Source organism: Rhizobium sp. GR12 (genome assembly GCF_036596185.1).
In the GTDB taxonomy this organism is placed as follows: domain Bacteria; phylum Pseudomonadota; class Alphaproteobacteria; order Rhizobiales; family Rhizobiaceae; genus Agrobacterium; species Agrobacterium nepotum.
In genome coordinates this window covers 539,685-562,607 of sequence record NZ_JASXTH010000001.1, presented here as the reverse complement: position 1 = coordinate 562,607, position 22,923 = coordinate 539,685, and the positions used below count along the sequence as shown (strand labels likewise).

Genomic DNA, 22,923 nt, shown 5'->3' with positions numbered 1-22,923 from the left:
AAGGCGGCGGGTTTAACCCCGCCGCTTCAGGCTCAGCTCTGGTTGAGCTTGCCGCGCATGGCATGGCCCTTGTAAACGCCGAGAATATGGACCTTTTCGGAAAAGAAGCGCAACTCGTCCAGCGCATGCCGAACCGGTTCGTCATCCGGATGGCCTTCGATATCGGCATAGAACTGCGTCGCCACAAATTTTCCGCCAAGCTGATAGCTCTCGAGCTTCGTCATGTTGATACCGTTCGTCGCGAAACCGCCCATGGCCTTGTAAAGCGCGGCCGGGATATTACGGACGTTGAAAACGAAGGTCGTGACGACGACTTCCTCGGGAGATTCGTCGCGGGACGGGCGCTCGGCCCAGTTCTCGTCACGGGACAGGATCACGAAACGCGTGACGTTGTTTTCCGAATCCTCGACATTTTCAGCCAGAATATCGAGACCGTAGAGACCGGCGGCCAGACGCGGCGCAAGCGCCGCCATGCTGCGGTCGCCCTTTTCGGAAACCAGCCTGGCGGCACCGGCCGTATCGCCGGCCACGACAGGCTTCCAGCCATTCGAGCGGATGATTTTCCGGCACTGGCCAAGCGCGTGGATATGGCTGTGGACGGTGCGGATCTCGTCTTTTTTCACGCCCGGCATCACCATCAGCTGGAAGCGGATCGGCATGAAATATTCACCGATGATGTGAAGGCGCGATTCCGGCAGGAGAAGATGGATATCGGCAACACGGCCGGCCAGCGTGTTCTCGATGGGGATCATGCCGAGATCGGCTTCGCCGTTTTCGACGGCATTGAAGGCGTCCTCGAATGTCGGGCACGGCAAAGGTTCCATATCCGGGAACATGTCGCGGCAGGCCATGTCGGAATTCGCGCCGAATTCGCCCTGAAAGGCGATGCGTTTTGTGCTCAAGGTCATGGAATTGTCCATTAAAGAGTTCTGCTTGCGAGAATGTTGCGGGCCTTTTCCAAGTCGTGCGGCGTATCGACGCCGAGCGGCACGGAGTGGACTATTTCGGCGTCGATGCGCATGCCCGCTTCCAGCGCGCGCAGCTGTTCCAGCCGTTCGCGCTTCTCCAGCGGCGAGGGCTGAAGGCTGACGAACCTTTCGAGGGCGGCGCGGCGGTAGGTGTAGAGCCCGATGTGATGATAAAGCGGCCCGTCGCCATAGGGCGCGGTCGCGCGCGTAAAATAAAGCGCGCGCAACCGTGTTTCGGAAAGCGGGCTGCCAACTATTTTCACCACGTTCGGATTGGTTTTTTCTTCCTCGTCGGTGATCTCGACCGTCAGCGTGGCAATGTCGACGGCGGCATTTTCCAGCGGGCGCAACGAGGCACGAATAGTTTCCGCCTCGATGGTTGGAAGGTCGCCCTGAACATTGATGACATATTCGGCGTTGCCATAAGGATCGGCCTTCTGCAACGCTTCGAAAATGCGATCCGAACCGGACTGATGGTCGTCCCGCGTCATCATCACGTCGAAACCGGCATTTTTCACAGCCGCAAAAACCTGTTCGTCATCGACCGCAACGACAATTCGCTCCGCACCGGCCTCACGTGCTCTCAATGCCACTTGCACGATCATCGGCTTGCCGCCAATATCCGCAAGAGGCTTGCCGGGAAGCCGCGTTGATGCCATCCGAGCCGGTATAAGGACGACAGCTTTCTCGAAATCCCGATTCTTCATCCGACACCCTTCAAATCCCATCCGAAAAGTGTCAAAACGTCACGGAGTGGGGAACATTATTCAAGTTGCGCAGGCTGTGCAAAAGCCATAGCTTTCGAACAATTTCAAGATGCCCGATTATATGGAGCGGATGCGAGGGAGCGCATATAGATGAATTCTTATGTAAATATGGGCGTTGGGGCGTTTCTGGGTACGGTTTTCGTCCTGATGTCGGTGTCAATTGCGTCTGAGGGCATTTTTCATGCTCCCGCCCCGGAGAAGGAAGGTTACGCCATCGTCGCGGAAGCGAGCGGCGGCGAGGCTGCGGGCGAACCTGCCGCAGCGGCAACACCGATCGCGCAATTGCTCGCCGGTGCGGATGCCGCCAAGGGTGAAGCGGTCTTCAAGAAATGTACGAGCTGTCATACCGGAGAGAGTGGTGGTGCAAACAAGGTCGGCCCCAATCTCTTCGATATCGTCAACCGGCCGATCGCCAGCCATGAGGGTTTCAGCTATTCCGCAGCGATGAAGGATTTCTCCAAAGGCAGTTCCGTGCATTGGGATTACGAGCATCTCAGCCACTTCCTCGAAGGCCCGAAGAAATACATCGCCGGTACGGCAATGGGCTTTGCGGGTGTGAAGAAGGAAACGGAACGAGCCGACCTCATCGCCTATCTGCGTACGCTGTCGGCAAACCCGGCGCCGCTGCCGGATCCGGCTGCGGCTCCCGCGCCGACAAACTGACGGACCATTTGATTTCATAGGAAAAGCCCGGCATCGCTGCCGGGCTTTTTGATTCTGCGGTGCGTTCGCTTTTTACGAGATCAGAAACCCTTGCCGCCACGCAATTCGGAAATGACCGTTCCGATCATGATTTTGATATCCAGCCAGACCGAAAAATTGTCGACGTAATAAAGATCGGACACGATCCGTGCACGCGCCTTGTCGCTGCGGTCTGTCGGGCCGCGCAATCCCCGCATCTGGGCAAGACCGGTAATGCCCGGCCGCATCCGGTGCCGCAGGTGGTAATGGGGAACAAGTTCCTCATAAAGACGGCCGGCGGCCAACATGCCGATGGCATGGCAGCGTGGTCCGACCAGCGACATGTCGCCTTTCAATACGTTGATAAGCTGCGGCAACTCGTCGATATTCGTGCGGCGAAGAATGGCGCCGATCCGCGTTATCCTCGGATCGTTCTTCACTGTTTGCGCCACCCCGGTGGCATCGCCCAGTTCGGTCCTCATCGAACGAAACTTATAGACGCGGATCTTCTGCCCGTTCATGCCCCAACGGACCTGCGAAAACAGGACCTGCCCCTTGCTGTCGAGCTTGATCAGCGCTGCGACGGTCAGCAATACGGGGGCGAGTGCGACAAGGGCGATGGACGCCCCTGCAATATCGATCGTTCTTTTGAGCGCGAACTGGCTGCGCAGGAACGCCGATGTGTTGTTTTCCAAAACGGAAGGTTGCGTTTCCGGCGCGTCGAAAGTGACGGCCGTGGGATAAGGGGCGCCGTAAAAAACGGCATGCGATGAGCCTTTAGTACCCAGCATAATATGGAGCCCTGAAAAGTTATTTTGATACAAGAAAATTAATTAATATGATCAGTTAATAATTCATTCACTATAAAAAGTCATCCGAAATGTAACCGACTTTGCGCAAATAGCAATCTACGGTTAACGTCGGCGCACGCATATGTTGTAAACGCAAGCGCCGCCCCCGCTTGTGGCTGCGATGGCCGTCGATCCGATGTCATCAAGCCTTTGGAAAACGGAGGATGTGCGGGAAAGGCGACAAGATCGCTGTCGTCTCACCGCCTGCCAGATACCCGGCCGCCCGGCCACCTGAAGACGACTAATTTCCCATCAGAATATCAAGCAGGGTCGTCTGCTTTGGCCCTGTAGTGGCAGGCGCCCGGCCGCCGATATCGGCTGGAGGCACGGGTCCGTTGCCTGCTGAATAGCCGGGTTCGATGTCGCGGGAGGGAATGTTTCCCGGGGGCATGGGCACACCCGGCTGACCGGCATTCGGCGAAACGGGTGCTTCGGGATAGGCGCGGGTATTTGGCGCTCCGCCACCGCCAAGTGCATTGGAGATGATCTCGCCGATAGAGGAGGAGGGAGCGCTCTCAGGCGCCGGCTGCTGCATTTCCCCGAGCGGCGGCACGCTGCCCGCGCCGAGACCGAAGAGCGGTGAGGGCGAGAGCCCGGAATGGGCGGCGGTCATGAAATCTTTCCAGGCCTTCGCCGGCAGTCCGCCGCCCGTGACCTTTTTCATCGACGTGCCGTCGTCGTTGCCGAACCAGACGCCCGTGGTCAGGTTGCTTGTGTAGCCGACGAAAAGCGCATCGCGGAAGGACTGCGTCGTGCCGGATTTTCCGGCCGCCTGCCAGCCTTGCAGGCGCGCGGCTTTGCCCGTTCCCTCGGTGATGACGCGGGACAACATGCCGTTCATGGTCGCGGCGATTTCTTCGCTCAGCACACGCGGCGGGTTGTCGTATCTGTTTTCGTAAAGAACCTTGCCGTCGGCATCGGAGATGCGTTTGACGATATGCGGCGTCGCCTTGTAGCCGCCATTCATGAAGGGAGCATAGGAGGCGGTCAGCTCCATCAGCGACACTTCCGAGGTACCGAGCGCGATGGAAGCATTGTTTTGCAGCTCGGATTCAATGCCCATGCGATGCGCCACCTGCGTCACCCGCTCCGGGCCAACTTCCATCACCAGCTGCGCCGCGATCGTGTTGAGCGAATTGGCGAGCGCAGTGGCAAGCGTCACTTCGCCACGATATTTTTTCTCGTAATTTTCCGGTGTCCAGTTTCCAATCCGGACAGGCCCGTCATTGCGAATGGTGTAAGGGGTAAGCCCCGATTCGAGTGCAGCCACATACACGAACGGCTTGAACGCCGAGCCGGGTTGCCGTTTCGCCTTGACGGCGCGGTTGAACTGGCTTTCGGCATAATCCGCCCCGCCGACGACGGCCCGGATCGCGCCCGTGCCGTCGATGGAAACGAGGGCCGCCTGCGAGGCGCCCTGTTTTTTGCCATCGCCCTGCAGAACATGGGTCAGAGCTTTTTCGGCATCGCGTTCAAGATTGGGGTCGATGGTCGTGTCGACGACAATGTCCTGCTTGACGTCGCCAATCAGGCCGCGGACCTCCTCCAGCACCATATCGGCTGCGTAATGTTCGGCGCCCGACCAGAAACGTTTCGCCTTGGTCGGCGGCTGCGACATCGCGGTCTTGATCTCGTCATCGGTGATGAAGCCGACATCGCGCATGGATTTCAGCACGACCTGCGCCCGCTCCTCCGCCGCCTGCGGATCGCGCGCCGGTGAAAGGCGCGAAGGGGCCTTGAGAAGCCCGGCGAGCATCGCAGCTTCTCCGAGATTTACGTCGCGTGCGGATTTGTTGAAGTAGCGCCGGGAAGCGGCTTCGACGCCATAGGCGTTGGACCCGAAATAGACGCGGTTGAGATACATCGCAAGGATCTGATCCTTGGTGAATTCATGCTCCAGCCAAAAGGATAAAAGCACTTCCTGAACCTTGCGTTCCAGCGTTCGGTCCGGCGAGAGAAACAGGTTTTTCGCCAGCTGCTGCGTCAGCGTCGAGCCGCCCTGCACGGTGCGCCCCGTCAGCACATTGGTGACGATAGCGCGCCCGAGACCAAGGGGATCGACCCCGAAATGCGAATAAAACCGCCGGTCCTCGATCGCCATCACCGCCTGCGGAAGGTAAGGCGACATGTCTTCGAGTGCGAGAGCCTCGCCGCCCGTGGTGCCACGGTTGGCAAGCACGCTGCCGTTCACCGAAACGATCTTCACATTTGGCGGGCGTTCGGGAATGGTCCAGCTGCTGGCACTCGGCATGCGCGCGCCATAATAAACGACAAGACCGGCAACGCCGATACCGCCCCAGATACCAAGCACGACGCACCAGTAAACGAGGGAACGGACGATGCCCGTCGGGCCACGGCCGGAGCTGCGGCTGCGCTTTTCCTTCTTTTGTGGTTTGGCGCGGCCGGATGTGGGCTTCGGTTTCCTGGCGGGCTGCTTTGCGGTCCCGCTGATGCGCTCGCTGGCATCGAGGCGCAGGTCATCACCGGACTCGTGGAAATCCCCGAAGGAAGGTTCTACCCGATCGCGTGATTTACCCTTGCCTGCCATCCAGCCGAAGTCGCTCCTTATATTCGCGAAACCATGCTTAACCCAGTACGGGCTTCAGGCTTCTATGCCTGCGTGATCCTTAATCCAGGATGAAGAGTTTAAATGCGGCAATTTAAGGCGGGGTTAAGCCTCGCCGGATCAAATCGGCGTCATTGGCAGACGTCGACCCATTCCGCTTCCGTCAGTCGCGCCATCATGTCGGGCGAAATCCGCACGGCCGCATTGGTCGCGCCCGCTGCCGGAACCACTTCACTATGGTTTTTCAGGGATATGTCGCAAAACACCGGAAGCGGTGAAGGCAGCCCGAAAGGGCACACGCCGCCGACGGGATGGCTGGTTACCGCGACAACCTCTTCCGGCCCGAGCATGCGCGGTTTGGCCCCGAAACGATCGCGGAACTTGCGGTTGTCGAGCCGCTTCGTGCCGGCGACAACGACGAGAAGAATGCTGTCGCCTGCCTTCAGGCAAATCGTTTTGGCGATCTGGTCGGGGTCGACGCCGTGCGCTTCGGCAGCCAGCGCGACCGTCGCCGAACTCGCTTCCGTTTCGATCACGGCAACTTCGGGCAAGTTTTCGGTGAAAAAAGCTCTGACGGATTCGATGGACATGCGTATTTATTAGGCGGTAAGCGAAGATCCTTCAAGGTGTCGTGAAATAGCTATGCATTTTACGCAATGCTGCGCTGCGATGAAACGTCTGTTTTTTAAGCGGGGAACCTGTATGTTCAAAACATCGAAGCGACGCACTCCTCCTCCCAGCGTCGCCCGATTGGACTGACAATACTCCTCCTCCCAATTGTCAGTCAGTTTCAAGAACCCGGCGCACCTCCTCCCGCGCCGGGTTTTTGCTGTTTAAGCCCTTGTTTCTTGCAGTTTTTGTCTCCCGGCCGCTCACAAAGATTGCCCGTCTTTTTCAAAGAAACTTGACTTTTAGCCCCTGCCAACCTAGGTGTTCGCGCATCGATATTTGTTTGACGACCAGAGCTTCGGCACCTTTTTTTAAGATGCGCACGACGATCTTTCCTTCAAATTCGACCCCAAGACCGCACTGCGCGCAGTGCAAATATAATTTGCCAACGGAAGGAAATCGTTATGGCGACTGGTACAGTAAAGTGGTTCAACGCAACCAAGGGCTACGGCTTCATTCAGCCTGACGACGGTTCGCAGGACGTATTCGTTCACATCTCTGCTGTTGAGCGCGCTGGTATGACCTCCCTCAACGACGGTCAGAAGCTCTCCTACGAACTGACGCAGGACCGCCGCTCGGGCAAGATGTCCGCAGGCGACCTCGTCGCTTCCTGATAAGTGGTCTGGCCCCAACGGGTCACTCGCATGAATATGAAAGGCCGGATTTTTCCGGCCTTTTTCTTTTGGAAGACGCTCCGGAACCGGCCGATCTTGAAAAAACAGGCGCGCATACCAATATAGGGTTCAGCAGTGCTCCACACGGACTGTCAGGCTGGTGCTTTTAAAAGCGCCGCTGTTGTCGTGTTAACCAAAGATTAACCGAAACAGATGATCCTGATCGTGAAAGCAGCGTCGATATATTGGCGCGCTCTGGAGCATCAGACCGTTTGAACGCTTTGACCACGGATGTACTGGCACTGACGAAAAACGGATGGAAAGGTCGGGCTTGCCCCGGCCTTTTTGTTTTTTGATCCCCAAAACCGAAAAGAAGAGGAGGCCTCGGGTGACCGACGCCTCCTCTCTTTTTTTGACTATTTCACGGCCAGGGCATCAAGGATGCGGATCCAGGAGCGGATGCCCTTGTGGAAGGATTGCAGGTCGTATTTTTCATTCGGCGAATGAATGCGGTCGTCGGTAAGCCCGAAGCCGACAAGCAGCGAATCCATGCCCAGCATCTTCTGGAAATCGCCGACGATGGGGATCGAGCCTCCCATACCGATCACGACGGCAGGTTTGGGCCACTCGTCCGAAAGCGCATTTTTGGCCTTGGTCAGCACCGGTGAATCATAGGAAAGCTGGATGGCCGGGGATGCGCCATGCTCGTGAAATTCCACCGAGCAATCTGCCGGGACCTTCGAGTTGACATAGGCCCGGAAGCTCTCGCGAACCGCTTTGGGGTCCTGCTCGCCGACAAGGCGGAAGGAAACCTTGGCGGAGGCCTTGGCGGCGATCACGGTCTTGAAGCCGTCGCCGGTATAGCCGCCGATGATGCCGTTGATTTCCGCCGTCGGCCGCGCCCAGGTCTGCTCCAGCACGGAGCGGCCCTTTTCGCCCGAAGGAACCGAAAGGCCGACTTCGCCAAGAAAGGCTTCGGCGGTGCGGCCCAGCGTTTCCCAGGAGGCCTTGATGTTGGCGGGGGTTTCCTCCACGCCGTCGTAGAAGCCGGCAAGTGTTACGCGGCCGGTCTCGTCATGCAGGCCGGCGAGAATATCGGTCAGGATGTGAATGGGATTTGCGGCGGCGCCGCCGAAAAGGCCGGAATGCAGATCGCGGTCGGCTGCGGTGATGATGATCTCCTCGCCGACTAGGCCGCGAAGGGCGGCGGCGATTGCGGGCGTATCGCGGTCCCACATGCTCGTGTCGCACACCAGCGCATAGTCGGCCTTCAGCTCATCGGCATTGGCTTCGAGGAAAGGTTTGAGCGAGGGTGAACCGGATTCCTCTTCGCCTTCGAAGAGAATTGTGACGCGCACCGGCAGGCCGCCATTGACGGCCTTGTAGGCCCGGCAGGCTTCCACGAAGGTCATCAGTTGGCCTTTGTCATCAGCCGTTCCGCGCCCGGTGATCACCTGCCGGCCGGCGCCGATATCCTTGATGGTCGGCTCGAACGGATCGTTTTCCCAAAGATTGAGCGGATCGACCGGCTGCACGTCGTAATGGCCGTAGAACAGCACATGCGGTGCGTCCTCTGTCGCCGCATCGTGATGCGCCACGACCATCGGATGACCGGCCGTATCACGTACGGAAGCCGTAAAGCCCAGTGAGGAAAGCGTTCTGACCAGCCATTCCGCCGCCTTGCGGCACTCCGCCTTGTAGGCGGGATCCGTGGAAATGGACGGGATGCGCACAAGTTCGAACAGTCGCTCGAGGCTGGAAGTAAGGTTGTCGTCGGCCGTGGAAAGAATAGGGGAAACGTCTGTCATCGCTGATCCTGTCATGTCTGTCGTGACCCGGCGGCATCGTGCATCGCATGGGAACAAGGAGCTGCGTGTCGTTCAACGGCAACAGCGCAGCCGCCGGAAAGATAGAGCAGTTCAGGAAAAGTGCGAAGCGGTTTTCCGCCCGAAACCGTATCGAAACAAAAACCTGGAGGCCTCCGGCGATGAAAGGCTCGGGAGCAAAGAAAGGGCGATTTCGGGTCGTAAATGCTATTTTGCTTTTTTTGCGCGCTCGATCGCCCGGCGCATATATTCCAGCAGAAGCTGCTTTTCGAATCGTCGGAAATCCGCCAGCAACGCGTCTTCGGTGGCCTCGGAGGCGGCGATGGCATTCGCCTCCAGATCCCTGCCGCGCGGGGTCAGTTCGATGATCTGTGCGCGACGATCGCTTGGATGGGATTTGCGGACGATCAGCCCGTCGCGCTCCATGCGGGAGAGCGTATTGGCAAGTGTTGCCTGTTCGACGTCGATCCTGTCGAGCAATTGCCGCTGCGTCAGTCCCTCCTCATGCCACAGTTCGATGAGGATAGGGAATTGCCCGGGGGAGAAACCCAGTGCGGCGGCTCTCTTCTGGAGCGCCATGGTGAATTCCCGCGCCATTTTCGCAGCGAGATAGATCACCGATTCGTCCCTGGAAAAACCCATTCGTGCATCCCGTAAAAGCATCGTGGCCGGCGCGTCCGCGCAATTTCAATAGTGGGATATATATCGCATGATATGGTTAGGCCAGCCGGAAACCCGGCACAAAATAAAACCGCCATGGCCGGGAGGGGTCGGCCATGGCGGTCATATAGGAGGACAAAGGCCCGGAGAGGGGGGAAAGGCCTTTGTCCGGTCTGATGCGGCGGGGGACGAGCCTACATTCAGACTACGGCGTGATCAGGCGCCGTCCTCTAAGAAATGTGTCTGCAAATGCGGCTTTTCAAGGGAAAATCTATTACAAATCGGTAACGTTCGGGTGAATTTTCGGGGCCTGTCAAGACGCTTTGCCTCATGCGGTTTGCGGTGCGTTGTTTGAACTTTCTGTGGACGTCAAAACGGCCCCGCGCTATCCATATCGCCATGAAAAAAGGCGATCATCTCTTCCTCGTTGACGGTTCCGGTTTCATTTTCCGGGCGTTCCATGCCATTCCGCCGCTGAACCGCAAGTCGGACGGGCTGCCGGTCAACGCCGTTTCCGGCTTCTGCAACATGTTGTGGAAGCTCTTGAAGGATGCGCGCAATACCGATGTCGGCGTTACGCCGACGCATTTTGCCGTGATTTTCGACTATTCGTCGAAAACCTTCCGCAACGAGTTATACGATCTCTACAAGGCCAACCGCAACGCGCCGCCGGAAGATCTGGTTCCGCAATTCGGACTGATCCGCGAGGCGACGCGCGCCTTCAACCTGCCCTGCATCGAGACGGAAGGCTTCGAGGCGGATGACATCATCGCCACTTACGCCCGTCAGGCGGAGGCGATCGGCGCCGATGTCACCATCATCTCTTCCGACAAGGATCTGATGCAGCTCGTCACGGCCAATGTGCATATGTACGACGCCATGAAGGATAAGCAGATCGGCGTTCCTGATGTCGTCGAAAAATGGGGCGTGGCCCCGGAAAAGATGATCGACCTTCAGGCGATGACCGGCGATTCCACCGACAATGTTCCGGGCATTCCCGGCATCGGACCGAAGACCGCCGCGCAATTGCTGGAGGAGTATGGCGATCTCGATACGTTGCTGGCGCGGGCGGGAGAAATCAAGCAGCAGAAGCGCCGCGAAAACATCATCGCCAATGCGGAGCTTGCCCGCCTTTCCAGACAGCTCGTGGCGCTCAGAACCGATGTGCCGCTGGAGCAGTCTCTGGAAGAGCTGGTACTCGAACCGCAGAACGGCCCGATGCTCATTGCCTTCCTGAAGGCGATGGAGTTCACGACGCTGACGCGCCGCGTCGCCGAAGCCACGGATAGCGATGCCTCGGCCATCGAGCCCGCCAATGTGCCGGTGCAATGGGGCGTCGATGCCCATGGTCCCGATCTCGATGCATCGCCTGCGTCCGCCGCAGCTGATGAAACGACCGTCGTATCGGCTTTACCTGTTTCGCCGTCAAGGAAGGTGACAGGGGAGGGCAATGCGCCCACCGGTCTGGCCATGGCGCGGCAAACGGTTTTCGCCGCCGCCAAGATCGACACGGCCACTTATACGACGATCAGGGATATTGCGGAACTGGACCGCTGGGTTGCGGCCGCCCGGGAAACGGGCGTCGTCGCCTTCGACACGGAAACGACCTCGCTCGACCCCATGCAGGCTGAACTCGTCGGTTTTTCGCTGGCGATTGCCGATAACGGCAAGGACGCTTCCGGCACCGATATCCGGGCTGCCTATGTGCCCTTGACGCATAAGACCGGCTCCGGCGGCGATCTTTTCAGCGATGGTATCAAGCTTGCCGAAGGTCAGGTGCCGTTTGCGCAGGCACTGGAACGTTTGAAGAGCCTCCTCGAGGACACGGCGGTTCTGAAAATCGCACAGAACCTCAAATATGATTATCTGCTGATGAAGCGCCATGGTGTCGTCATGCAGAGTTTCGACGACACCATGCTGATTTCCTATGTCCTTGACGCCGGCAAGACCACGCATGGCATGGATACGCTGTCCGAACGCTGGCTGGGGCATAAGTGCATCGCCTACAAGGACGTGGCGGGATCGGGCAAGTCGAGTGTCACCTTCGATTTCGTCGATATCGACAAGGCGACAGCCTATGCGGCGGAGGACGCGGATGTCACTCTGCGGCTGTGGATGGTGCTGAAGCCCCGGCTTGCCGCCGAGCGGCTGACCAGCGTCTATGAACGGCTGGAGCGCCCTCTGGTGCCGGTTCTGGCGCATATGGAGGAGCGTGGTATTACCGTGGACCGGCAGATCCTGTCGCGTCTCTCCGGCGAGCTGGCCCAGAAGGCGGCTGCCTTCGAAGAGGAGGTCTACCAACTGGCGGGCGAGCGTTTCAATATCGGCTCGCCAAAGCAGCTCGGTGACATTCTGTTCGGACGGATGGGTCTGCCGGGTGGCTCGAAAACCAAGACCGGCCAATGGTCGACATCGGCGCAGGTTCTTGAAGATCTGGCGGCGGAAGGTGCCGAACTGCCGCGCAAGATCGTCGACTGGCGGCAGCTGACCAAGCTGAAATCGACCTATACGGATGCGCTGCCGGGATATGTCCACCCCGAGACGAAGCGGGTGCATACGTCCTACGCGCTTGCTTCCACCACGACGGGTCGCCTGTCGTCTTCGGAGCCTAATCTTCAGAACATTCCGGTGCGCACGGCCGAAGGCCGCAAGATTCGCACGGCCTTCATCTCAACGCCCGGCCATAAGCTGCTTTCCGCCGACTATAGCCAGATCGAGCTGCGCGTGCTTGCCCATGTCGCCGATATTCCCCAGCTTCGCAACGCGTTCGAAAACAATATCGACATTCATGCGATGACCGCATCGGAAATGTTCGGTGTGCCGGTGGAAGGCATGCCTTCGGAAGTGCGCCGCCGCGCCAAGGCCATCAACTTCGGCATCATCTATGGTATTTCCGCTTTCGGTCTTGCCAATCAGCTCAGCATCGCCCGCTCCGAAGCGGGCGAATATATCAAGAAATATTTCGAGCGTTTTCCCGGTATCCGCGATTACATGGAAGCGACCAAGGCTTTCGCCCGCGAGAACGGTTATGTCGAAACGATTTTCGGCCGCCGCGCGCATTACCCGGAAATCCGCTCCTCCAACCCCTCTGTGAAAGCCTTTAACGAGCGTGCGGCCATCAATGCGCCGATCCAGGGGTCTGCGGCCGATATCATCCGCCGCGCGATGGTCCGCATCGAGCCGGTGCTGGCGGCGGAGAAGCTTTCCGCCCGCATGCTGTTGCAGGTGCATGACGAACTCATCTTCGAAGTCGAGGAAGAGGAAATCGAAAAGACCCTGCCCATTGTCGTCTCGGTGATGGAAAACGCGGCCATGCCAGCGATTTCCATGAGGGTGCCGCTTAAGGTGGATGCACGAGCGGCCGACAATTGGGACGAGGCGCATTGACCGGTCATTGACCGGCGGATGTCATTGCTTTGTCGTGTGCGGGAACTAGGGGAAACGTCTCACAAGGAGTTTCCCATGCACGCCCCGCTCGTTTCAAAAGATCTTGAATTTATTTCCACAGCCAATCAGGATCAGCCGCCACGCCATCTCGGCAGCCGTTACAACTCGGATGGTGAATTTTTGTCCGATCCGGGCAATACGGTTGTTTGCCATCTCGCTGAAGGGTCGCGGACGAAAAGCGCGATCGTCGCGACGCGTCAGCGCTTTCTGGATATGCCCGAAGCGCCGCAACTCGCCTTCACGCCCGTTTCGAGCCTGCACATGACGGTATTCCAGGGCATCAACGGGTTGCGGCGTGCACTGCCCTATTGGCCGAAGGAAATGCCGCTCGATACGCCGGTCGACGCGATGACGGAATATTACCTTGATCGCCTTTCGGCCTTTCCGACTCTGCCGTCTTTCAACATGCAGGTGACCGGCCTGCGTCCGGTCGGACTTATCATGAAGGGGGTCACCGCTGAGGATGATCGGATCGTGGCGCTTTGGCGGGATACTTTCGCCGATTTCTTCGGCTACCGACATCCTGCCCATGACACTTACGAGTTTCACATCACCCTGTCCTACATCATCAGCTGGTTCGAACCGGAGTGCCTGCCGCGATGGCAGGCGATGCTGGACGAAGAACTGGAAAAACTGCGTGCGGCAGCACCGATAATCGAGATGCAGGCGCCAGCTTTCTGTGAATTCCGTGACATGAACCACTTTAGGGAACTCGTCGTTTTTGATAGTAAGTAAGGCATGATTTGCAAATGCCTGCCGCCTGCTCGTCGCCCCTGTTCCGTTGAATCGGAAAAAATGCGCGTCAGGGCTGGTCAAAGCCAGTTTTGGCATGTATAAGCGCGCCAAATTTCCAATATCGAGACACCCGACATTCGGCCTTTGGTTCTGGCCGGTTACGTTGTTTCGCCGCTAAAGTGGAGTAACAAAAATGGCTGTACCAAAAAGAAAAACAAGCCCGTCCAAGCGTGGCATGCGCCGCTCGGCTGACGGTCTCAAGTCTGCGACCTACGTTGAAGACAAGAACTCCGGCGAACTGCGCCGTCCGCACCATATCGATCTGAAGACCGGTATGTATCGCGGCCGTCAGGTTCTGACGCCGAAGGAAAGCGCATAAGCTTTCTTGAAATAATCTTTACGGAAAACCGGCCCTCGTGGCCGGTTTTTTGTTTTAAGGACCGTTCTGCCGCTTTGCCCGGTCTCTTGGAAAATTCGGTCACTCCTCCTACACTCTGTTCGGGAGAGCAGGTCTGGTGCCTGCAACGGGAGGGGAGCTTCGGTGAAATATCGCTGGATTTTGGTGTTGCTTCTCAGCCTCGGCCTCGGTTACGGCGCCGTGACGAGGGGTAGCGGCATTATCGCGGAAAGCTACTTCGGGGAAGTGTCCGATCAGGGCCGCACCACCCTCAGGCTGGCTGTCTCGGCTCTCGGCGGGCTTCTGAGCCGTTACGAACCGCTGCCCGCCCTGATCGCCGATCATGACGACATCGAGGAGCTTGTCGCGCATCCGCAGGATGAGGCATTGCGCCAGCGTGCCAATGTCTATCTCAAATCCATCAACACCCTGCTGGAATCGTCCGATATCTATATCATCACGCTGGACGGGGAGACGATCGCCGCCAGCAACTACGATGGACCCACGAGCTTCGTTGGCGAGAATTTCAGCTACCGTCCCTATTTTCAGGACGCGGCGAAGGGCTTCCAGTCGCGCTTCTTCGCGCTCGGCACGACCTCCCACAAGCGCGGCTATTATTTCTCTGCACCTATCCTTTTCGAAGACGAGATCAAGGGCGTCATCGTCTTCAAGGTCGATATCGAAGGCATAGAAGCATCGTTCGGCGATGGTGAAAACCGTATCCTCGTATCGGATCCGGAGGGCATCATCTTCATGACCGGAACCCCGCAATGGCTTTATTCCGGCCTGATGCCGCTGACGCCAGAAAGGCTTGCGCGCACAGCGGCGTCCCGCCGTTATGCCAATGCCGATCTGAAGGAACTGCCGCTGAAAAACGGCAACTTCGGCAGCCACCGGCTGATGACGATCACCCAGAATGACGGTGAGAGAGAATATCTCGTCCTGTCGCAGCCGATGCCCGACGCGGGCTGGACCGTCAGCGTGATGATCGATACCGGCTCGCTCAGAACGCAGGTCAAGACGGCGATGATCGCGATCATCCTCTGCCTGTGTCTTGCCGCTGCCCTGATCGCAGCCATGCTGCAAAGACGGCGGCGTCTGCGCGAACGCCTGATCCATCAGGCGGAGGCGCAGGCGGAGCTGGAGCGCCGCGTGGAGGAACGTACGGCCGATCTGGCGCGTGTGAACCGGGAGATCGAACACGAGATCGCCGAGCGCCGCCAGACGGAGAAACAGCTGCGCAAGATGCAGAACGATCTGGTGCAGGCGGGCAAGCTTGCCGCACTCGGTCAGATGTCGGCGGCGCTGTCGCATGAGTTCAACCAGCCGCTCGCCGCTGCCAAAAACTACGCGGAAAACGCCTCGCTTCTGGTGGAGCGGGGGCGTCTGGAGGAGGTGACGGAAAATCTCAGGCGCATCTCGGGCCTCATCGACCGCATGGCGTCGATCAGCAGGCACCTGAGGAATTTCGCGCGCAAGCCCAACGAGAAAATGGCCGCCATCAGTTTGGACGCCGTGCTTCGCGACACGCTGGAAATTGTCGGCGCGCGGCTGAAGGCCGCCGATGCAGTGCTGGATATCGATCTCGGCCCGATGCCGCTTGCGGTGAAGGCCGGGTCGGTACGGCTGCAGCAGGTGCTCGTCAACATCATATCCAATGCCGCCGATGCGGTGGAAGGCCGCGAGGATCGCGGCATAGCGCTGCAGGCGGTGCTGCACGGTCAGACGGTGTCGATTTTCGTTCGTGACCGTGGGCCTGGCGTTCCCGAGGCGATTTCGGAGCGCATCTTCGATCCCTTCTTCACCACCAAGGGCGTGGGTCGCGGCCTCGGTCTCGGCCTTTCAATCTCCTACAATATCATCAAGGATTTCGGCGGCCAGCTGCGGGTCAGAAACCATGAAGAAGGCGGCGCGGAGTTCGAGATCGAATTGCCCGCTGCCGCTTATCGCGTGGAGGCGGCTGCGGAATGACCATGTCGCGGGTTCTGTTGATCGATGATGAGGAGGAACTGCGCTTTTCCACGGCGCAGGCGCTGGAGCTTTCCGGTTTCGCGGTCACCATGCTGGCGAGTGCCGAACATGCGCTCGAACTCATCGGCTACAGCTTCGATGGCGTCGTGGTCAGCGATATCAGAATGCCGGGCATGGATGGCATGACGCTGTTGCAGAAGGTGAGGGAGCTTGACCCGGAAATACCGGTTATCCTGATGACGGGCCATGGAGATGTGCAGCTTGCGGTCAACGCCATGCGCAACGGCGCCTATGACTTCATCGAAAAGCCGTTCACCCCGCAATATCTCGCCGGCATCATCAAAAGGGCCAATGACCGGCGGGCGCTGGTGCTGGAAAACCGCCGTCTGAAGGCGGTTGCCGGCAAGCACGACGATCTCGAAACGCGTCTGCCGGGCAGAACCCAGGTCATGGTCGATCTGCGCTACCGCATTCGCGCCATCGGTGCGACGGATGCCGATACGCTCATTGTCGGCGATACCGGTGCGGGCAAGGAGGTGGTGGCGCGGGCGCTTCACGATATCAGCGCCAGAGCCAACCGACCCTTCGTGGCGATCAATTGCGCCGCCCTTCCGCAAACGCTGATCGAAAGCGAGCTGTTCGGCCACGAGGCTGGCGCCTTTCCCGGCGCGCTGCGCCCGCGCTACGGCAAGTTCGAGCATGCCCGTGGGGGCACCATCCTGCTGGACGAGATCGGCTCCATGCCCTTCGAATTGCAGGGCCGGTTCCTGCGCGTGTTGCAGGAAAGGGTGATTACCCGTCTTGGCTCCAATGAAACCGTCGAACTCGATGTCCGTTTCATCGCCACCAGCAAGGTGGATCTGGAGCAGGAAGTTGCGGCAGGCCGGTTCCGCGCCGACCTTCTCTATCGCCTGAACGTGGCGACGCTTCTGGTACCGTCCCTGTCGCAGCGCAGCGCCGATATACCGCTGCTTTTCCTGCATCTGGTGCGGGAAGCAGCGGCGCGTTACGGACGGGAAGACATGGAGGTTCCGCAGCATCTGCTTTCAGTCATTTCCCTGCGCGAATGGCCGGGCAATGTGCGTGAATTGCGCAATGCGGCGGACCGTTTCGTTCTCGGTCTGGAAAGCGATGTTTCCGAAACGTCGATGCCATTTGAGGATGACGGCAAGGCGGTACTCGCGGCACGGGTTGCCGCTTATGAAAAAAGCCTGATCGCGCGCGCGATCGCCGTTCATGGCGGGAATCTGAAGTCCGTCTACGAAGGTCTCGGCATCTCGCGCAAAACGCTTTACGAAAAAATGCAGAAATACGGGCTGCATCGGCATATGACCGAGGTGTAGTGGGTGGATTTCCACCCATGGATCAGCCTGTATGTGTCGAAATCCACCCATTGCCATCCAGGAGAGCGATAAAAGCGCATCTCGCAACAAGACTGTCGTTGCTGAACAATGATTCCGGATCGCAAATAACCCACCCCGGTCGCCATGGAGGAGCATGTGCGGCTGAAGTGGCGAACATTTTCATCCGGGAGGAATCGATGAAAATACTGAAGACAGTTACCGGCCTTGCTGCCGCCGCTGCCGTTTCCCTTTTTGCGCTTTCCGCATCCGCTCAGAACTATCCCGAGCGCAACATCACCATGGTCATACCCTTTGCCGCCGGTGGCCCGACGGATACGGTCGCGCGTCTTGTCGCCGAAGCCATGTCGAAGGATCTCGGCCGGCAGATCATCGTCGAAAATGTCGGCGGCGCGGGTGGCACGCTGGGTGCCGGGCGCGTGGCGGCGGCCGATGCGGACGGTTACACCGTTCTCCTGCACCATATCGGTATGGCGACGAGCGCCACGCTCTATCGCAAGCTCGCTTATGATACCCTGAATGCGTTCGAATATGTCGGTCTGGTCACGGAAGTGCCGATGACCATCCTGTCGCGCAAGAACCTCGAGACCAAGGACCTCAAGGGCCTGATCGAATACGCCAAGGCGAACAAGGACAAGGTCACCGTTGCCAATGCCGGCATCGGCGCCGCCTCGCATCTGTGCGGCATGTTGTTCATGAGCGCCATCGAGACACCGCTCGTCACCGTTCCCTATAAGGGCACAGGCCCGGCAATGACCGATCTGCTCGGCGGACAGGTCGACATCATGTGCGACCAGACCACCAATACCACCAAACAAATCCAGGGCGGAACGGTGAAAGCTTATGCCGTGACCACGGCCAAGCGGCTCGACGTGCTGCCCGACGTGCCGACTGCGGCAGAGGCGGGTCTGTCGAACTTTGAAGTGGGCATCTGGCACGGCATCTACACGCCGAAGGGTACGCCTGCCGAAATCAACGAAAAGCTCTCCAAGTCGCTTCAGGTGGCGCTGAAGGACAAGAATGTCGCTGCCCGTTTTGCCGAACTCGGCACCACGCCTTCGGCCGAAAACGATGCGACGCCCGCAGCTCTGAAAGCCAAGCTCGAAAGCGAAATCGCTCGCTGGAAGCCGGTAATCGAGTCCGCCGGCCAATATGCCGACTGATGGTCAAAGCATTGCCGGCGGCACCCTGCCGCCGGCCTTTGCCGTCATTTTAACGCGCGGAACGGTGTGTCACCGGCCGCAGTGGAGGGGCATCTTTCATGAAGTCGTTTTTCATTGACCCTGCCGAAGCAGCCTGTGGGGCAATTTTCATCGGTCTCGGCGCTTTTTTCGCCTTGCAGTCATTCGGGCTTGAAATCGGGACCGCCTTTCGCATGGGCCCGGGCTATTTTCCGCTTGTCCTGGCGACCGTGCTGATCCTGCTCGGCGGCGTTATATTTCTGCGGTCGACGCGCGTTCAGGGCGAGGCCATCGGCGCCATCGCCTGGCGGGGAATATTCTTCATCCTGCCGGCTCCGATCTTTTTCGGTCTGACGGTGCGAGGGCTCGGCTTCGTGCCGGCGCTGTTTTTCAGCGCGCTCATCGCAGCTTTCGCCTCGCATAAGATGAGCCCGGTCATGGCGGTGCTGCTTTCCACAGCCATTACGGTCTTTTCAGTGGCGGTATTTGAATATGGTCTCGGTCTGCCGTTCCAGCAGTTCGGCCCCTGGCTTAAATTTTGAGGTCTGCGATGGATTTGTTCAATAATCTCGCACTCGGTTTCGCCACGGCATCGTCCCTGGAAAACCTTTTTTTCTGCCTGATCGGCGTGCTGCTCGGCACCCTGATCGGCGTACTACCCGGTATCGGCGCCACCGCCACCATCGCCATGCTGTTGCCGATCACCTTTCAACTCGAGCCCGTTTCGTCGCTCATCATGCTCGCCGGCATTTATTACGGCGCGCAATATGGCGGCTCCACCACGGCAATCCTCATCAACATGCCGGGTGAATCCTCCTCTGCCGTCACCGCCATCGACGGTTATCAGATGGCGCGCAAGGGTAAAGCGGGGGCCGCACTTGCGATTGCCGCCATCGGCTCGTTTTTCGCCGGTACGGTGTCCACTTTCCTCGTGGCGATCTTCGCACCGCCCTTGACGGCGATTGCGCTGGAGTTTGGTGCTGCGGAATATTTCTCGCTGATGGTCGTCGGCCTCGTCTCGTCCATCGCGCTTGCCCATGGCTCTATCGTCAAGGCGCTGGCCATGGTCGTGCTCGGCCTGCTGCTCGGTCTTGTTGGCACGGATATCTATAGCGGCACGCCCCGCTTCACCCTCGGCATCCGTGAATATGCCGATGGCCTGAACTTCGTGGCCGTGGCCGTCGGCGTGTTCGGTATCGCAGAAATCCTGCGCAATCTCGAAAACGAGCGCACCCGTTCGGTGTTGATCGCCAAGGTCAGCAGCCTGATGCCGACGAAGGAGGACTTCAAGCAGATGATCGGCCCCGTGCTGCGTGGCACGGCCATCGGTTCGGCGCTGGGCATCCTGCCTGGCGGTGGGGCTATCCTCGCGGCCTTCGCATCCTACACGGTGGAGAAACGCGTCTCCAAACATCCGGAGGAGTTCGGCCACGGTGCGGTTGCCGGTGTCGCTGGTCCCGAATCCGCCAACAATGCCGGTGCCCAAACCTCCTTCATCCCGCTTCTCACGCTCGGCATTCCGGCCAATCCCGTGATGGCGCTGATGATCGGAGCGATGATCATTCAGGGCATCGTGCCGGGCCCGAACGTCGCCATCGAGCAGCCGGCGCTGTTCTGGGGCATCATCGCATCCATGTGGATCGGCAATCTGATGCTCGTCATCCTCAATCTGCCCCTGATCGGGCTGTGGGTGAAGCTGCTGACGGTGCCCTATTATGTGCTTTTCCCCATCATCATGGCTTTCTGCGCCATCGGGGTCTACAGCGTCAATTCCAACGTCTTCGACCTCTATGCCGTCGCCTTCTTCGGTTTCATCGGCTATGTGCTGGTGAAGCTGCGCTGCGAGCCTGCGCCGCTGCTCTTGGGCTTCGTGCTTGGCCCGCTGCTGGAGGAAAACCTGCGGCGCGCCATGATCCTGTCGCGCGGCGATCCGAGCACCTTCGTCACCCGACCGATCAGCGCCACCCTGCTTTTCATTGCCCTGACCGTGCTGATCGTCGTCTTCCTGCCAAGCGTGAAGGCGAAACGCGAACAGGTCTTCGTAGAAGAGGACTGAGCGAAATCGAAAAAGTCAGAACGCCGGTGACGGAAACGTTGCCGGCGTTTCTGCGTTGACGGGATCGTTGCGACGAATCCGGTTCACGAAAGCGGCATATGGTTGACTTGAGGCTTTTTAGGGCGAAGGAAGAGCGGGAAAGAGAGGTCGATATGACGTCGGAAACCGAAAAACGGATCATTGCGCTTGAGGAAACGATCGCGCATCAGGCGAAGGCCATAGAGGAACTGTCCGACCAGCTGACGGAACAGTGGAAGGTGGTGGAACAGGCCCGCGCCAAACTCGACCGGTTGACGGAGCGTTTCCTGAGCCTTGAGGAGCAATCGCTGGATGCGCCCGCAATCACCCGGCCGCCGCATTATTGATGAGGAGGACCCGATGAAAAACGACACAGCCGCGCTTGCCCCCGAAATCGTGGATTTCTGGAAGGAGGCGGGACCAGACAAATGGTTCGACAAGGACGCCGCTTTCGACAGCCACTTTCACGACTGTTTTCGCGACGCCCATTTCGCTGCCGCAAGGCGCGAGCTGGACGGCTGGCTGAGCGATGCGGAAAGCAGCCTCGCACTGATGCTTCTGCTGGATCAGTTCCCGCGCAACTGCTTTCGCGGCACAGCGCATATGTATGCGACCGATCCGCTGGCACGCCTGTTCGCCCGCGACGCCATCCGCCGTGGCCACGATCAGGCGGTGAGCGAAGATTTGCGGGTCTTCTTTTATCTGCCCTTTTCGCATGCGGAGAACATTGAGGATCAGGAGCGCGCCTGCACCCTCAACCGGCCGCTTGGCGGGCTTTACCTCCACCACGCCGAACAGCATCGCGATATTGTTGCGCGTTTTGGCCGCTTTCCGCATCGCAACGACATATTGCTGCGGGAAACGACGGCGGAAGAACGGCAATATCTGGATGAGGGCGGTTTTACCGGCTGACCTGGAAACAGAAACGCCGCCTGTCCCGAAAGACGGCGGCGTTTTTCACGATGTGAAACGACGATGATCAGCCGTCGAAGAATTCCTTCATCCGGGCAAAGAAACCGGTCGATTCCGGATTATTCTCCTGGGAAGAGAGCTGTTCGAACTCCTGCAACAGCTCGCGCTGGCGCTTGCTGAGCTTCTGCGGCGTCTCGATCTGGATCTGGATGTAGAGATCGCCCGTCTGCGCCGAACGCAGCACCGGCATGCCCTTGCTCTTCAGACGGAACTGCTTGCCGGGCTGGGTGCCTTCCGGAACGGTGACGCGCGACTTCGTGCCGTCGAGCGTCGTGACGTCGAAAGTGCCGCCAAGTGCTGCCGTCGTCATGGAGATCGGCACGGTGCAATAAAGATCGGCGCCATCGCGCTGGAAGAACTCATGCGGACGCACGGACAGGAAGATGTAGAGATCGCCTGCCGGGCCGCCACGCATACCGGCTTCGCCTTCGCCCTGCAGGCGAATGCGGGTGCCATCCTCGATGCCCGAGGGGATGTTGACCGAAAGCGAACGCTCTTCCGTCACGCGGCCCTGGCCATGGCACTTGCCACAGGGATCGGAAATCGTCTGTCCGCGCCCGTGGCAGGTAGGGCAGGTACGCTCTACCGAGAAGAAGCCCTGGGCTGCGCGCACACGACCGGAGCCCTGACAGGTGCCGCAGGTCTTGGGCTGCGTGCCGGGTTTTGCGCCCGAACCGGAACAAACGTCGCAGGTGATCGAGGTCGGAACCCTGATCTGCGCCGTCTTGCCGGCAAAGGCTTCTTCCAGCGTGATTTCCATGTTGTAGCGAAGGTCGGCCCCGCGCTCACGTCCGCCGGAGGAGCGGCGTGCGCGTCCGCCGCCCATCATCTCGCCGAAGATATCTTCGAAGATGTCCGAGAAGCCGCCATTGGCGAAACCGCCGCCGCCCATGCCACCGCCGCCCATGCCGCCATTTTCAAATGCAGCGTGGCCGAAACGGTCATAGGCCGCGCGTTTTTGCGGATCCTTCAGCGTTTCGTAGGCTTCGTTGATTTCCTTGAACTTCCGTTCGGAATCGGCATCATCAGGGTTTTTGTCCGGATGGAATTTCATCGCGAGTTTGCGGAAGGCGCCCTTCAGCTCTTTTTCGTCCGCAGTCTTGCTGACGCCAAGGGTTTCGTAAAAGTCTGCTTTCGCCATTAAGATAACAAGCCTCGCAAATGGATTTCCGGCTGCACGTCG

General features: G+C 59.0%; 20 protein-coding genes. 12 read left to right on the top strand and 8 right to left on the bottom strand.

What is annotated here, in order from left to right; all coding sequences use genetic code 11:
- Nucleotides 1–32: 32 nt before the first annotated feature.
- Nucleotides 33–908 carry a prephenate dehydratase gene (locus QSK43_RS02740; protein ID WP_332302203.1) on the bottom strand — a complete coding sequence of 292 codons (876 nt, stop codon included), beginning with the start codon at nucleotides 906–908 and terminating at the stop codon, nucleotides 33–35.
- 11 nt (nucleotides 909–919) lie between these two features.
- The gene (locus QSK43_RS02735) at nucleotides 920–1,675 is read right to left on the bottom strand and encodes a 3-deoxy-manno-octulosonate cytidylyltransferase (RefSeq protein ID WP_332302202.1); all 756 of its coding nucleotides are present in this window, start codon (nucleotides 1,673–1,675) and stop codon (nucleotides 920–922) included.
- A 150-nt stretch (nucleotides 1,676–1,825) separates the two neighbouring features.
- On the opposite strand from QSK43_RS02735, the gene QSK43_RS02730 reads away from it, so the two are divergent.
- Entirely contained in the window at nucleotides 1,826–2,398 is a 573-nt protein-coding gene (locus QSK43_RS02730) for a c-type cytochrome (RefSeq protein WP_332302201.1), read from the top strand.
- A gap of 80 nt (nucleotides 2,399–2,478) precedes the next feature.
- Here the strand turns inward: QSK43_RS02730 and QSK43_RS02725 are convergent, their stop codons facing one another.
- The 3 genes from QSK43_RS02725 to QSK43_RS02715 all read right to left on the bottom strand — a co-directional run bounded on the left by QSK43_RS02725 (nucleotide 2,479) and on the right by QSK43_RS02715 (nucleotide 6,423).
- On the bottom strand, nucleotides 2,479–3,207 hold the full coding sequence (locus QSK43_RS02725; protein ID WP_045017972.1) for a sugar transferase: 729 nt from the start codon (nucleotides 3,205–3,207) through the stop codon (nucleotides 2,479–2,481).
- Between the two features lie 301 nt (nucleotides 3,208–3,508).
- Nucleotides 3,509–5,815: a transglycosylase domain-containing protein gene (locus tag QSK43_RS02720; RefSeq protein WP_332302200.1), complete on the bottom strand. Its 2,307-nt coding sequence runs from the start codon at nucleotides 5,813–5,815 to the stop codon at nucleotides 3,509–3,511.
- A 149-nt stretch (nucleotides 5,816–5,964) separates the two neighbouring features.
- Nucleotides 5,965–6,423: a YbaK/EbsC family protein gene (locus QSK43_RS02715; RefSeq protein ID WP_332302199.1), complete on the bottom strand. Its 459-nt coding sequence runs from the start codon at nucleotides 6,421–6,423 to the stop codon at nucleotides 5,965–5,967.
- A 483-nt stretch (nucleotides 6,424–6,906) separates the two neighbouring features.
- Here QSK43_RS02715 and QSK43_RS02710 point away from each other — a divergent pair, with 483 nt between their 5' ends.
- Nucleotides 6,907–7,116: a cold-shock protein gene (locus tag QSK43_RS02710; RefSeq protein WP_045015438.1), complete on the top strand. Its 210-nt coding sequence runs from the start codon at nucleotides 6,907–6,909 to the stop codon at nucleotides 7,114–7,116.
- A gap of 416 nt (nucleotides 7,117–7,532) precedes the next feature.
- On the opposite strand, the gene QSK43_RS02705 is transcribed toward QSK43_RS02710, so the two are convergent.
- Both QSK43_RS02705 and QSK43_RS02700 read right to left on the bottom strand, forming a co-directional pair.
- Nucleotides 7,533–8,924: a dipeptidase gene (locus QSK43_RS02705; protein ID WP_332302198.1), complete on the bottom strand. Its 1,392-nt coding sequence runs from the start codon at nucleotides 8,922–8,924 to the stop codon at nucleotides 7,533–7,535.
- A 225-nt stretch (nucleotides 8,925–9,149) separates the two neighbouring features.
- Nucleotides 9,150–9,584: a MarR family winged helix-turn-helix transcriptional regulator gene (locus tag QSK43_RS02700; protein ID WP_045017976.1), complete on the bottom strand. Its 435-nt coding sequence runs from the start codon at nucleotides 9,582–9,584 to the stop codon at nucleotides 9,150–9,152.
- A 417-nt stretch (nucleotides 9,585–10,001) separates the two neighbouring features.
- Between QSK43_RS02700 and polA the strand changes: the two genes are divergently transcribed.
- From polA to QSK43_RS02650, 10 genes are all read left to right on the top strand, one after another.
- Nucleotides 10,002–12,989 carry a DNA polymerase I gene (gene polA, locus QSK43_RS02695; RefSeq protein WP_332302197.1) on the top strand — a complete coding sequence of 996 codons (2,988 nt, stop codon included), beginning with the start codon at nucleotides 10,002–10,004 and terminating at the stop codon, nucleotides 12,987–12,989.
- 75 nt (nucleotides 12,990–13,064) lie between these two features.
- Nucleotides 13,065–13,784: a DUF1868 domain-containing protein gene (locus QSK43_RS02690; RefSeq protein WP_045017980.1), complete on the top strand. Its 720-nt coding sequence runs from the start codon at nucleotides 13,065–13,067 to the stop codon at nucleotides 13,782–13,784.
- Nucleotides 13,785–13,977: 193 nt separating this feature from the next.
- Nucleotides 13,978–14,163, top strand: a complete 186-nt coding sequence (rpmF, locus tag QSK43_RS02685; protein ID WP_003507205.1) for a 50S ribosomal protein L32 — start codon at nucleotides 13,978–13,980, stop codon at nucleotides 14,161–14,163.
- A 162-nt stretch (nucleotides 14,164–14,325) separates the two neighbouring features.
- Nucleotides 14,326–16,152, top strand: a complete 1,827-nt coding sequence (locus QSK43_RS02680; RefSeq protein ID WP_332302196.1) for a sensor histidine kinase — start codon at nucleotides 14,326–14,328, stop codon at nucleotides 16,150–16,152.
- Complete coding sequence (locus QSK43_RS02675) at nucleotides 16,149–17,495, top strand: sigma-54-dependent transcriptional regulator (RefSeq protein ID WP_332302195.1); 1,347 nt, start codon at nucleotides 16,149–16,151, stop codon at nucleotides 17,493–17,495. The genes QSK43_RS02680 and QSK43_RS02675 overlap by 4 nt, the downstream gene beginning before the upstream one ends.
- Before the next feature lie 197 nt (nucleotides 17,496–17,692).
- A complete protein-coding gene (locus QSK43_RS02670) occupies nucleotides 17,693–18,676 on the top strand; it encodes a tripartite tricarboxylate transporter substrate-binding protein (protein ID WP_332302194.1) in 984 nt (327 codons plus the stop codon).
- Nucleotides 18,677–18,774: 98 nt separating this feature from the next.
- Nucleotides 18,775–19,236, top strand: a complete 462-nt coding sequence (locus tag QSK43_RS02665) for a tripartite tricarboxylate transporter TctB family protein (RefSeq protein WP_045017986.1) — start codon at nucleotides 18,775–18,777, stop codon at nucleotides 19,234–19,236.
- Nucleotides 19,237–19,244: 8 nt separating this feature from the next.
- Nucleotides 19,245–20,750 carry a tripartite tricarboxylate transporter permease gene (locus QSK43_RS02660; RefSeq protein ID WP_332302193.1) on the top strand — a complete coding sequence of 502 codons (1,506 nt, stop codon included), beginning with the start codon at nucleotides 19,245–19,247 and terminating at the stop codon, nucleotides 20,748–20,750.
- Between the two features lie 152 nt (nucleotides 20,751–20,902).
- On the top strand, nucleotides 20,903–21,115 hold the full coding sequence (locus QSK43_RS02655; protein ID WP_045017990.1) for a SlyX family protein: 213 nt from the start codon (nucleotides 20,903–20,905) through the stop codon (nucleotides 21,113–21,115).
- Nucleotides 21,116–21,128: 13 nt separating this feature from the next.
- Entirely contained in the window at nucleotides 21,129–21,680 is a 552-nt protein-coding gene (locus QSK43_RS02650) for a DUF924 family protein (protein ID WP_332302192.1), read from the top strand.
- Between the two features lie 67 nt (nucleotides 21,681–21,747).
- Here QSK43_RS02650 and dnaJ read toward each other — a convergent pair whose 3' ends face one another.
- Nucleotides 21,748–22,881 carry a molecular chaperone DnaJ gene (gene dnaJ / locus QSK43_RS02645; protein ID WP_281037888.1) on the bottom strand — a complete coding sequence of 378 codons (1,134 nt, stop codon included), beginning with the start codon at nucleotides 22,879–22,881 and terminating at the stop codon, nucleotides 21,748–21,750.
- Nucleotides 22,882–22,923: the final 42 nt, after the last annotated feature.